Source organism: Thermogutta sp., from assembly GCF_039793925.1.
GTDB lineage: Bacteria > Planctomycetota > Planctomycetia > Pirellulales > Thermoguttaceae > Thermogutta.
This window is the reverse complement of record NZ_JBAMME010000017.1, coordinates 8,321-20,204: the sequence shown is the minus strand read 5'-3', so window position 1 is coordinate 20,204 and position 11,884 is coordinate 8,321. Positions and strand designations below refer to the sequence as shown.

Annotated in this window: 8 protein-coding genes and 2 pseudogenes; 5 read left to right on the top strand and 5 right to left on the bottom strand. The window is 57.1% G+C overall.

What is annotated here, in order from left to right; translation table 11 throughout:
- Positions 1-254, bottom strand: a pseudogene (locus ABJK56_RS00840) (type II/IV secretion system protein); the annotation flags it as partial.
- Between the two features lie 541 nt (positions 255-795).
- On the opposite strand from ABJK56_RS00840, the gene rpmG reads away from it, so the two are divergent.
- The 5 genes from rpmG to ABJK56_RS00815 all read left to right on the top strand — a co-directional run bounded on the left by rpmG (position 796) and on the right by ABJK56_RS00815 (position 6,228).
- Positions 796-966, top strand: a complete 171-nt coding sequence (gene rpmG / locus ABJK56_RS00835) for a 50S ribosomal protein L33 (protein WP_347242772.1) — start codon at positions 796-798, stop codon at positions 964-966.
- Positions 967-1,045: 79 nt separating this feature from the next.
- On the top strand, positions 1,046-2,794 hold the full coding sequence (gene recJ / locus ABJK56_RS00830; RefSeq protein WP_347242771.1) for a single-stranded-DNA-specific exonuclease RecJ: 1,749 nt from the start codon (positions 1,046-1,048) through the stop codon (positions 2,792-2,794).
- A 185-nt stretch (positions 2,795-2,979) separates the two neighbouring features.
- Entirely contained in the window at positions 2,980-4,581 is a 1,602-nt protein-coding gene (locus ABJK56_RS00825) for a DUF2157 domain-containing protein (protein WP_347242770.1), read from the top strand.
- 305 nt (positions 4,582-4,886) lie between these two features.
- Positions 4,887-5,375 carry an ATP-binding protein gene (locus ABJK56_RS00820; RefSeq protein WP_347242769.1) on the top strand — a complete coding sequence of 163 codons (489 nt, stop codon included), beginning with the start codon at positions 4,887-4,889 and terminating at the stop codon, positions 5,373-5,375.
- 511 nt (positions 5,376-5,886) lie between these two features.
- Positions 5,887-6,228, top strand: coding sequence for a tetratricopeptide repeat protein (locus tag ABJK56_RS00815; protein ID WP_347242768.1), 342 nt, complete (start codon positions 5,887-5,889; stop codon positions 6,226-6,228).
- 58 nt (positions 6,229-6,286) lie between these two features.
- On the opposite strand, the gene metG is transcribed toward ABJK56_RS00815, so the two are convergent.
- The 4 genes and pseudogenes from metG to ABJK56_RS00795 form a co-directional block, all read right to left on the bottom strand.
- Positions 6,287-8,350: a methionine--tRNA ligase gene (gene metG / locus ABJK56_RS00810; protein WP_347242767.1), complete on the bottom strand. Its 2,064-nt coding sequence runs from the start codon at positions 8,348-8,350 to the stop codon at positions 6,287-6,289.
- Positions 8,351-8,584: 234 nt separating this feature from the next.
- Positions 8,585-9,793, bottom strand: a complete 1,209-nt coding sequence (locus tag ABJK56_RS00805; protein ID WP_347242766.1) for a cobalamin-independent methionine synthase II family protein — start codon at positions 9,791-9,793, stop codon at positions 8,585-8,587.
- Positions 9,794-10,088: 295 nt separating this feature from the next.
- Positions 10,089-10,553, bottom strand: a complete 465-nt coding sequence (locus ABJK56_RS00800) for a type II secretion system protein (protein ID WP_347242765.1) — start codon at positions 10,551-10,553, stop codon at positions 10,089-10,091.
- A gap of 366 nt (positions 10,554-10,919) precedes the next feature.
- Positions 10,920-11,884 (bottom strand): annotated as a pseudogene (locus tag ABJK56_RS00795) (hypothetical protein); the annotation flags it as partial.

Genomic DNA, 11,884 nt, shown 5'->3' with positions numbered 1-11,884 from the left:
ACCGATTCCGGCACCTGCTCGATGATGTGCGGCGGGATCGAAGTACGAGACAGATCGATGTACTGGAGGCCGTGCTGTTCGGCGAGGACTTTCATAACCTCCTCGCCGGTAGCGTACCCCAGTCGGATGATGGCATCCGGTAACTTCATGCCGGACTGTGCTGCCAGTTCACGGGCCTCCTCGAGCTGGTCAGCACTCACGATGCCCCGTTGCACGAGCAGCTCGGTGTAATCCGCGCGGCGTTTGACGGCCATGGGACAAGCCTCCCAAATTGGAATAGGGCTGCACAATCTTTTCAGAACTCCCCATTTCCACGGTACCCGTCGGCATTGCGCATGTCAACAACAGGAAAAAGTTTTTTGCCAACGGCCGAGACGAGCGAGATAGTCGTCTGGTCCGCCGTAGGGGCCATAAATGAATCGCATCGACGAGCAGGATGAGGCCTCAGTGGTGGGCGGCGCTCAAAACAGCGCAGCGAGAGGAAAGGGATCATCCACCGTTGATCAACGGACCTGACAAGCAGGTCCCTCCGCCGGATATCTCGGAGGGGCCCGCTCGTCGTGCCTTGTAAAACTCCCGCGGAGCCCGATCGACACCAGGGACCCGGCATTACGGAGTTGCCGATCCGTCGGTACAATGATGGTTTTCGAGCAGAATGGCGGCATCAATAAAGCGCGGACAGGCCGCCGCTCCGCGAGGGGCACGACTTTGAGCGGTGATGGCCGCCTGGGACTTTACATTGCGTTGCTTTGCCAAGCGCATGTCGCGAACATTTTGAAAGCAAGAGGTTGAACGATGGCCAAAGGCGGAAAAAAGAAAAAAGCGGAAGTCATCTTCCTGGTGTGCGAAGAGACGAATGACTATAACTATTCGTTCCGTCGCAAGCCTGGTGGCGAAAAGCTGCGGCTCAAAAAATTCTGCCCTCGTTGCCGGCGACACACGTGGCACGTTGAAAAGAAGAAGTGAAGATGGGGTGGCCTCGGATCCGCCGCTGTGATTGTCCCTCTGGGAGGGATTTGTCAGGCTGGAATGAGGAGCCGGGGCGATGAAAAAGCGTTGGCGGATTCAGCCGCACGACCCGGGGGCGGTCGCTGATCTTGCGCGACAAGCAGGTGTTCCCGCCGTCATTGCCCAACTTCTTCTTTGCCGGGGGATCCGCGATCCCGAAGCGGCGGAGCGATTTCTCTCGCCCACCCTGCACAGGTTGCGGCCGCCGGAGTTGCTGCCCGACTGTGAGAAGGCGGCCGATCTGCTTTGGGAGGATATTCAGGCAGGCCGCCGGATTGCCGTCTATGGCGATTACGATGCCGACGGCATTACGGGCACGGCGATCCTCTGGAAGTGTTTGAAGCTTCTCGGTGCCGATGTGAAGTACTACGTGCCCAGCCGTCTGGAGGAAGGATACGGTCTGAACACCGCAGCGCTGGAGCAGTTGGCTGGCCGGGGGGTGAAGACGGTTGTCACCGTGGACTGCGGGGTGACAGCTCGTGAGGAAGTGGCCCATGCCAATCGGTTGGGAATGGAAGTGATTATCACCGACCACCACGAACCCGGGCCCGACTGGCCGGAGGCAGCCGCCATTGTCCATCCGCGTGCGGGGGAGGGTGGGTATCCATTCCCCTGGCTGAGCGGGGCGGGCGTGGCCTTCAAGTTGGCCTGGGCACTGGCTCGCAGAGCAGGAAACGGAAAGCGGGCGAGTGCCCCGTTGCGCGATTTCCTCGTGGAAGCCGTGGGCCTGGGCGCAGTGGGAACCGTGGCCGACGTGGTCCCCCTCAATGACGAAAATCGAATCTTTGTTCATTACGGCTGCACGACGAGTTTGCGGCAGCGAGTTTCGCTTGGGCTTTCTCTTCTCCAGCAGATCACACCTGCGGGAAGCAATGGGCGAACGGACAGCGAGTGGATCGCCTTTCAGCTCGCTCCGCGGATCAACGCGGTGGGTCGACTGGGACAGGCCGCCCTCGCCGTAGAGCTGCTCATCACGGATGAGCCCGCCCGCGCGGAGGAACTCGCACGATATATCAATGGCCTCAATGACCAGCGAAAGTCTATCGAGCAGAGCATCTATCTGAAAGCGCTGCGGCAGATTAAAGAGACGTGCGATCCCGAGAATGATCCGGCATTTGTGCTGGCAGATGCCGACTGGCATCAGGGAGTGATCGGGATTGTGGCTGGGAGACTGGCGGAGAAATTCCATCGGCCAGTGATTCTCATTGCTCTTAACAAGACGCGTAGCAGGCCCGCGGTAGGATCCGGACGGAGCGTTCCCGGGTTCCATCTTCATCAGGCGCTGGCAGCATGTGCGCATCACCTGGAAAAGTTCGGGGGGCATTCCCAGGCAGCCGGCCTCAGTATCGAGGAAGATCGGATCGCCGCGTTCCGCCATGAATTCTGCCAGTATGTGGCCGAGCATTTCGATGCCGCCAGCAATCCGCCCGAAATTGAAATCGACGGCCAGTTTCCTCTTGGGGTATTCACCCTTGATGTGGTGGAGCAGATCGAGCGGCTGGCGCCTTTCGGCGAAGGCAATCCCCGGCCGGTGCTGTGTTGTGAGAATGTCACTGTGGTCGAATCACCGCGGGCGGTGGGAAAGGGCGAGCAGCACCTTGTCTTCCGTGTGGAGCACTGCGGGACTGTGATGCGGGCGGTGGCTTTTGGAGCAGGGGAGCGGATCGCCGAGTTACCCGTCGGTCAGCCTTTTGATTTGGTGTTCCGACCGGTGATTAGCGAGTTCCAGAGTCAGCGGCGGGTTGAACTCCACGTGGTGGACTGGCGTCGGCCTGAGGAACGCTGAGAAACTGGCCGATCTATGAGCCGGTTTGTTATATCGGTCACGGCACAGCAACTTGTCTGAAGTATCGCGTGCTGCTGTTGCCCATCGGTGGGATCTTCGCTTATCGTGTGGGAAGGATCTCTTGAAGAATCCCGCGACGGCGTTAAGAGTTGGCGGGAAATGTTCTAGCAAGTGAGAAAACGCGCATGGCTCCGCGGCAGATTCCTGGTCGGTTTTACCGCTGGCTGGTTCAGGAAATAAAGTTCTGGCAAGAAAACCAGCTCGTCTCAGAAGAGCAAGGGGCGCGGATCCTGGCCTACTATGAAGTGCGAAGGCCAGGGACCGCTTTTGGATTGCCGATAACAAGTGTCTTCTGTGGAATAGGCGGGGTGCTCATCGCGTTGGCCAGTCTGCTGGTCATTCATGCCCTCCGGAATGTTGTATCGGAAGACGTTCGTCTGGCGCTCGTGTGGGTAGTGTTTTTCGCGTGGCACGGCGTGGCCCTCTTGCCGCGTGGAGCCGACTTCTTGCAGCAGGCTCTCCGCGAGGGATTGCTGCTCGGAACAAGCGTCTATTTTGGCGGCGCCGTTTTCTTCATTCCCGACATCCTCGGTGTGCCTGTGGAGACCGTCTGGAGTGCGTGTGGGTGGGCAGTGGGCATTTGGGGTATAGCATTCCTCTTGAGAGACACCCTGTTGTTGCAAGCTTTGCTGCTCGTGGGTGTCCTGCTCACGGCTTTGATCGAGTCCAATAGCCTCGTTAGTTGGCTTCCCGACGGAGCCTCTTGGAGGCTTGCCACCCACGGTTTTGTGGCGATTCTCTCGCTGGCTATCTTCACGTCTCTTGCTTGGCTGGCTGACAGACGAAAAAACCAGCTTGCCCTGCTTTGTTGCATTGGGGCTTTCACCCTGTGGTTTTTACTGGCAATACCGTACGAATTGACAGGTGGGAGGGAGATTCACACATTCGCGGTCTCCGCTGCCGTGGGGGCTGTGTTGTGGCTGTGCGGGGAGGTTTTTCCTGCACCCGCCGTTGTGACCGGGGGTTGCATGGTTGGAGGCGGCCTGTTCTCGCTGATTGGCTGGGGATTCCTGAATTCTCCAGGGATGTACCCCAATACATCCGATTCACCTACCGCGCCATTTGGTTTCTTTTTTGTTTACTTGCGAGTTTTAATGCTCGTCGTTGTGACGCTGGCGGTGATCGCCGCTGCTTGGAAACAGATAAAGCGCCGCCAAGACACAGTGACGATACCTCGGGAGTTTCTGCAACGTGCCGTTCCGCCGGTGGTGTGCTTGATACTAAGCCTTCTTATTTATCTTTGCCTGTATCTTTGTACGCCAACCGAAGAATCGCTGTCCAAGTGGAAGTCAGGGTATCTTTTGTTGGCTGTGATCGGCATCAGTGTGCTGGCGATCGCAAATGTCATTCGAGGAGTGAACCGTGGCCGAGTGTTCCAAATTGGTGTGGGACTTTCCGCCTTCCTGGTGGGAATCAGCGTGTGGTGGTCGAACTTCTTCGGTTATTCAGAGCTGGCGGGGGCCGCCCTGTTTGCAGTAGCGGGACTGGGGTTGGTGGCGGGCGGCCTCTATTGGATCCGAAGACGCCCTCGGGAACGGTTGCAGGAAGAACAAGCCACTGAATCGGCTTCGTCTGAGGGAGAGTCAGCAAGTGGCGAGCGTGTGGTCCCGCTTGCCAATATTGGAAAGATGCGGCTTGCGCATCTAGTCGTGTTGCTCCTCCAGACAGTGATTTTGTACTCGTTCATGTGGGCGGCGGCGTGGAACTGGCTTTCGCGGAGAGAGTGATGGCAGGATTGCCGAGAATGTGAGAGCGCTCAAAAAAGCGATCCGGAGAACGCATTCTGATACATTCTCCATTGGAAGCGTGTCGTTTTAACGCTTCCCGGTGGTTTGGGACATGGGAGCTGACAAAAGTGTCGATGACTCGAACAAGGCCAGGATCGTGGGAAAGCAGGTGGATGAGAGCAGGCGATCGTTTTTCCACGCTCTGGCAGCAAAATGGTGCGTACACTATATTAGCGATGTTTTTGGCTATTTTTGAGACACAGGGATCAATGTGACTTTGCAGCGAGAGAGACACGGCCCGAACGATGGCCTCCGCCGATACCCCTGATCGGAGCGAACAGATTGTGATCGCGAGCACATGCGAGGATGCGCAACGCGTGATCGGGCGGATTCTTGACGAACTGCGTCGGGCTGGTTGGCACCAGGATGACATCTTCGCCGTTCATATTGCCCTGGAGGAATCCCTCAGCAATGCGATTAAACACGGTAATCGAGGGGATCCTCGCAAAAAGGTAACGGTCAGTTACCGTTTGTATCCCCACAAAATTGACCTTCAAGTGGCGGACGAAGGTGAGGGCTTTGATCCGGAAGCCGTGCCCGACCCCACGTTGCCGGAGAATCTCAATTCCACGAGTGGCCGCGGGCTTTGTCTCATCCGAGGGTTCATGGACCGGGTGCGTTTCAAGGACAGAGGTCGGGTGATCTGGATGGAGCGTAGTCGCCATCATGGAATTGCCGGCGGAGCGGCAGGAGAAAGCTGTCCCACGAAAAACCACTCACGTCCGGGGTGTTGAACCGCCGAGTCCCCGATGGTGACTCTTTACTGGCGCGGCAGCATCGGGGAGAGACGAATACCTGGAAGGACCTGCCTGTCGGGTTCGCTTTTCGGCACTGGGTGATTTGTCTCGTTTCATCGGACACGGCAATGGATTGCCTTTGCAAAGCTTCCACTTTCCGGCCAACCCTTCGGCAAAAAGCTGGGTCAGTCTTTTCCCGAGTGCGGTCATGGACGCAGTATCGACACAAAGCAAAAGGCTCGTTTGTGGTCTGCGGCCCTGGCCGAAAAGATGGTAATCTCATACACTTAAACGTTCGCGCGAGTTTCCCGGTGATTGATCAAAACGGCAGCGTTCTCTCGAGAGGAATATGCACGATTCAAGACGTTCACAAGGAAAGGGACTCGAGAACGACTTAGCGGTATACAATGTGAGCAGACGCTGAGGACGCTGGGAGGGAGGTGATCATCACGGGGCTTGAAAGATTGTTCCGGTTGATTGGACAACGCACATACAACTGTGGAGGACAATGATGGTCAGTGTGGACGAAATGTACGATCAGGCGATTGAGCTCCAGCAGAAAGGTGATCTCGACGGAGCAATTCAGAAGCTCCATGAGCTGCTGGAAACGGACCCCAATTACGCGCTGGCCCATGCGGCCCTGAGTGTTTTTTACAGCAAGCGCGAAGAACACGAGAAGGCCGTGGAGCATGCCCGAAAGGTCTGCGAGCTGGAGCCTGAGGACCCCTTCAGTTTTGTAGCGTTGAGTTTGATTTGTCAGAAGGCGGGCTTGATCGCAGAAGCGGAAGAGGCCATGTGGCATGCCCGACAGGCTCAGGTGGCCGCTATCCAAAGGCGGCATGCGCAGTGAGCAGCGTGCAGCGAAGCCAGCTTACGAGGCCGACGGCCCTTCCAGGCTGCGTGCGAGTTCAGTGAACGCGATGGCCAGGCTTGGCGCCTTCATCAGGCGCAAGCAGGAACACCTGATCATCGCCCGTCCCGGCTGCCAGGATCATGCCTTCGCTAACGCCGAACCGCATTTTCCGCGACGCGAGGTTGGCCACCAGGATCACCAACCGCCCGACAAGGCTTTCCGGCTTGTAGGCCTTTTTGATACCCGCGAAGACGGTGCGTTTGACGTCGCCGCCCAAACCGAGCGTGAGCTTGAGGAGTTTGTCTGCGCCGGGCACTTCTTCAGCAGCGAGGACGCGCGCCACTCGAAGATCGATTTTGGTGAAATCATCGATCGTGATCGTATTCTCAAGTAGCGGCTCCTGCCGTAGGGGTTCGTCGGAATCTAGGCCGGTGGGGCGGGATGCTGTGGTTGCTGCCGATGCCTTCGCGCTCTCCTCTTCCTCGCGGCTTTCTTCGATCACTGCACTCAACTTTTCTTCCGGCACCCGCTGCATCATATGCTTGAAGGGTGCCACGACCCGGCCCAGCAGGGGTTTTTGGGCCTGGTCCCAGGAAACGATGGGATCACCAAACAACTCGCCGGCCTGACGTGCCAGCCGCGGCAATACCGGCGCAAGATAGATGACCAGTTGCCGGAAGAGGTTCAGACCGACGGTGCACACATCCTGGAGTTCTTTCTGCCGGGCGGGGTCTTTTCTGAGATTCCACGGTGCCATGCGATCCACGAACTGATTGGCGCGATCACCGGCCGCGAGGATGATCCGTATAGCGCGGGCAAAGTCACATGTTTCGTAGGCTTCTGCGATGGCTTCGCCATCCGCCGCTGCCTGTGCGAAGAGCCCCCCATCCTCCGGATATGTGGCGGAGAGCGGTGAACCCTCGATCAGCCGGGCACATCGGCTGGCCAGATTGACGAGATTGCCCACCAGGTCTTTGTTCACCCGATTGACGAATTCTTCAAAGTTGAGATCCAGATCTTCCACCCGCGAAGTCAGCTTGGCCGCGTAGTAGTACCGGAGATAAGACGGGTCGAGGTGCCGGAGGTAGGTTTCCGCCTTGATGAAGGTTCCCTTGGATTTGGACATCTTTTCGCCATTGACGGTGAGAAAACCGTGGATGTGAATCTTCCGGGGGAGAGTGAAACCGGCTACCTTCAGCATGGCCGGCCAGAAAAGGCAGTGAAAATAGGTGATGTCTTTTCCGATAAAGTGATGGATTTCTGTCTCCGGGTTGCGCCACCAGGTCTCGAGGTCCTCGCCCACTCGATGGCACCACTGTTTCGTGGAACCGACGTAGCCGATGGGAGCATCGAACCACACGTACCAGTAGTTGCCTGGACTGTCGGGAATCTCAAATCCGAAGTAGGGAGCGGGTCGGGAAATATCCCAGTCGCGCAGCGGTTCGCTGAGGAAATGCGCCTTCAGATAGTTGGCGATTTCCGGCTGAAGGTGATCCCCTGTTTGTGTCCATTCTTCTAGAAAATCATGGAGTTTCTCAATCTGCACAAACAGGTGCTTGGCGGTTCTCAGCTCCGGTTTGGCTCCGGAAATCGTGCTGACCGGATCAATGAGTTCCGTAGGGCTGTGGGTGTGTCCACACTTGTCGCAGCTATCGCCATACTGATCGGGGGCGCGACACGCCGGATTAGGGCAGGTTCCTTTCACGAAGCGGTCGGCCAGAAAAACTCCCGCAACAGGGTCGAAGAGTTGGGTCACTTCTTTCTCAACCACCAGCCCGGCGGCACGCAGCGCCTTCCAAAAAATATGACACATTTCCCGGTTTTCCGGGCTGTGCGTGCTGCCGTAGTTATCAAATTCAATATCGAAGCCTGCGAAATCCCGGACATGGGCAGTGTACATCCGCTGGATGAATTCTTCCTCGGGGATTCCCTCACGGCGCGCGGAGATCATGATGGCGGTGCCGTGTGTGTCGTCGGCACAGATGTAAATACACCGGTTACGCCGCAACTTTTGAAAACGAACCCAAATGTCCGTCTGGATGTACTCCACCAGATGACCAATGTGAATCGGCCCATTTGCATAGGGTAATGCGCTTGTTACCAGGATCCGTCGTGCCATTGCGTTCTCGCTTATTTCCATCTCAGTGACACAGCTTGCTCTTGCAGGCTTCATATAACCCAGAACCCGCATTGTATCCCGCGCGTTGTCGCAACGGGAGTGGGTTTTCGTTCCAACAGCCGGTGTTAGCCAGCCAAGCCTGCAAATACGAAACCGAGGAAACAAATAACCACCGCTGTTTCGCGGTGGTCTGCCTGAAAGAGCGAAGCTGATTCAGAGGGAGGCACGGCCGTTTCAGGAAGTAGCGGCCGACTTTTTGGGGACGATATCGATTTGCAGAGCGGGATCGGCAGCCGGGACATATGTGATGGGTAGCCCGAGCTCCCGCCGCACAATGTTGGTGCCCTGGGCAATCGCCGCCGCCTTGTAGAAGGCGATCTCCCGATTGCAACCCTGTCGGCCAAAGCCGCAATCGCTCGTGATCACGAGCTTTTCCGGAGGAATGTATTTCAGCGCGCGACGAATCTCGGCGGCGACGTCCTCGGGACGATCGGCCTGGAGTGTCCGATGGCTCACCACGCCCACGGCGATTTTCTTGGGCAGACCCTTGCTCAGTGAACCAAAGAGCTCGATGTCCTTGAAATTGCGGTCCTTCATCTCGACTGTCCACACATCGCCCTTGGCCTCATACAGGTACATTTCTAGGGAGGCCGCATAACTGGTGTCTTCCATGACCCGTTGCATATTAGGATTACCCCAGCAGGTGTGAATCCAGATCTCCACGTCGTCGAGTCCCTCTACTTCGCGGTTGTAGGCTTCCAGCATGAAGCGCACGTCGGGATGATCTTTGCCCAGCGAATTTGCCATGAAGTGGAAGCAGGGCTCTTCGACCTGAATACATTTGCAACCAGCATCGCGGAGGGCTCGCAACTCCTTGTTCATCGCCACCGCCAGATCCCAGATGAGTTCTCGTTTGTCCTTGTATTTATCCGTGTGGATGTCCAGAAACAGGCTCATCACCTGAGAACAGCAGGTGCCAAAACGAACGGGTTTGCGGGTCTTTGCCTGGGTGATTCGCCAGATTTTGGGATAGTCGAGAGGACGATGCTCCACCTTGTCCACGACGATCGGCCAGCGCCAGCCTGTGTAAATTTCGTGCAGCAATGTTCCTGGGGGGTATCGCAACCACGGAGAACGAGTCTCCTCCGATTGGAGATAATCCCCCTCCAGACCTTTCCACCGTTGCAGCGGATAATGGTGCCACGAGCGTCCAGCGAAATCTTCGTCACAGTGGAAATCTCCGTGGGTGATGATATCCAGACCGGCACGCTCCTGGTCGCTGACGACGACGGCCAGCGCGTCCTGAAACTTCTCCCGGAACCGCACGTCCATCATGCAGGTATCTAGCGGACGACCCCACATGCTGACGTCGAACCATCGCGGCCGGGGAAACGAACCTGTGGTCGTGCAGGGCAACATGATGTCCTTAGTGACCGTGAACATGGTGCGTGCTCCTTCCATCAAGAGGCATCCGCTGGGGCGACACTCCTCCATCGGGCCAGCGTCCCGACGACTTATGCCAATTGTCGCAGGCATTTTAGACATAATGAATACGAGGTTCAATGGCCCAGACGAGCAATGAGTCTCTGCGCACTGAAAATGGGCAAAGATAGGTTTTTGGGGACTGGAGCACAGCCAATGAGCAAGCGACCTGAGGCGTGGAAAAGAAAAAAGGGTCGAGGGTTGACCTCGACCCACCCATCCGCTGCCAATCAAGGGGTTGCTATCCGAAGGAGAATCACGGCGAGCTGTAATATTCCGGATTGTTAGGCCAAATCGCGCCTGTTGTCGCGTCGTACTGCCATCCGGCACCGCCCGCCACCACTGCCGTGGGTTTCTGACCGGGGGTCGCTACCGGCACGACTCTATTGCTGTTGTTATAAGGATTGACCGGCAACTGTCCGGTGATGTAGGGACCGTACGGGTAGTTGGGGCCCGGCGTCCCGATTTCGCCCGCGGCGTTGGTCGCATTATAAAGCTGGGGAAGATCGTTGTTAACGAGCTGGGGATACGTCCCGTGATGCACGCGATAAAGCTCGATTTGCGAGCGTAACGTGTGCATGTTGAATTCCAGGGCGCTCCGCTTGGCATCGGCAGTCGAGGATGCAAACTGGGGAATGATCACCGCCGCCAGAATGGCCATGATCACCACTACAATGAGAACTTCGATGAGTGTGAAGGCTTTTCGTACTCGTGGGGACATGGATTTGAACCTCCCAAGTCGTCTTGATTTTGTCACGTGAGTTCCGCGGGATGTGCCGTGCTACCTCTAGTCCAACAGGGTAACCTGAAATCGTTCCGATCTTGCATACAGCTCCCAGGGGGCGGGTGCATTCAGCAGGGCTACTTTTCTGATTGACCATAGATTACGTTTTGCGAAAAGGCAAATAAGCGGCGGACAAAATGGAAAAGTTGCCGTAAAGGAGCGGGTCCAAAGAGCGGATGTAACGATCAAACCAAATTTGAGGCCATTCTGGTGTTGTGGATTCCCGCGAGGGGGTTATTTGACGCGCAGAAGGGGAGGGGACATCAGCGGCGTCGCTCCAACGCGCCCATTGCGGAGCGGCGTTCATTGGAGCGGGACCACCTTCACGAAAACATCGCCCGAATTATCGCTCAGCTCGGCGGAGCTGTCGTTGATTCGCAGGAAAAGTGTCCCGGTTCGCTCGGCGGTTAACACACAGCCTCGTCCCACGACGATCGGCTGAAAGAAACTTCCCCGGGTATTGAGCTCTGCCAAGGGCTGTAGCGGAGAATCGCCAAGAGGTACAACGGCCGCCAGAAGTAGCCCCAGGGGATAACCGCGCACGTAGCGGATGGTCACCCCCTGGGGTTCGCACTCCCACGGTCCACCATCCTGGGCCACGACGAAACGCCCGGCAGCAGTCAGTTCGTATCGCTTGCCGACTTCCAGTTGCAGTCCGGAGTTTTGCCATCCTTTTCCCGCCTCGATACGCACCGCATTGCCGGTGGGAAGGACTGGAGAGCCGGGAGCGAAATCGGCGATCGTCCGCACGAAATCATAGCCATAATCGAGGTCTGCCAGTACGATCAGCCATTGATACTCCGCAGCCTTCCATGTGGTTCCCAGAAGCCTGAAGAAATTCTCGTTAAAGCTCTGAAGGTTTCCCTGCCGGATGAACTGGGGCAATTTCTGGAAAGCGGGTTGGAACCGTGGATCGTGTGCAAACAGGGCCGTGGCCGCCCAGCACCAGCCGTAAGGCTCCAGATCGCGATGGGCCGTGGGGCCGAAGTTAAGGACATCGATCAACGACAGGGGCCGCTGTTGGGCGACCGCGTCCCGAACGATCTTGATTCGTCCCCACATTGGCACCTCATTGCGGGATTTGGGAACAACACCCAATCGGAGCGTGTGGCCGTCCCAAAAATGCGTTCCCAATAGCTCGGCAATCCCCTCGTTGTACCAGGGGGGAATCCAATCGCCAAAATACGCCCGTAGGAATCCGTGGGTTCCCTCGTGGATGAGCAGATGCCGGCGATAGTACGCACTGGGTTGTTCGTAAATCCACAACA

Coding starts and splice junctions, on each gene's coding strand:
- rpmG (WP_347242772.1), top strand. CDS start 796: ATGGCCAAAGGCGGAAAAAAGAAAAAAGCGGAAGTCATCTTCCTGGTG.
- recJ (WP_347242771.1), top strand. CDS start 1,046: ATGAAAAAGCGTTGGCGGATTCAGCCGCACGACCCGGGGGCGGTCGCT.
- ABJK56_RS00825 (WP_347242770.1), top strand. CDS start 2,980: ATGGCTCCGCGGCAGATTCCTGGTCGGTTTTACCGCTGGCTGGTTCAG.
- ABJK56_RS00820 (WP_347242769.1), top strand. CDS start 4,887: ATGGCCTCCGCCGATACCCCTGATCGGAGCGAACAGATTGTGATCGCG.
- ABJK56_RS00815 (WP_347242768.1), top strand. CDS start 5,887: ATGATGGTCAGTGTGGACGAAATGTACGATCAGGCGATTGAGCTCCAG.
- metG (WP_347242767.1), bottom strand. CDS start 8,350: ATGGCACGACGGATCCTGGTAACAAGCGCATTACCCTATGCAAATGGG.
- ABJK56_RS00805 (WP_347242766.1), bottom strand. CDS start 9,793: ATGTTCACGGTCACTAAGGACATCATGTTGCCCTGCACGACCACAGGT.
- ABJK56_RS00800 (WP_347242765.1), bottom strand. CDS start 10,553: ATGTCCCCACGAGTACGAAAAGCCTTCACACTCATCGAAGTTCTCATT.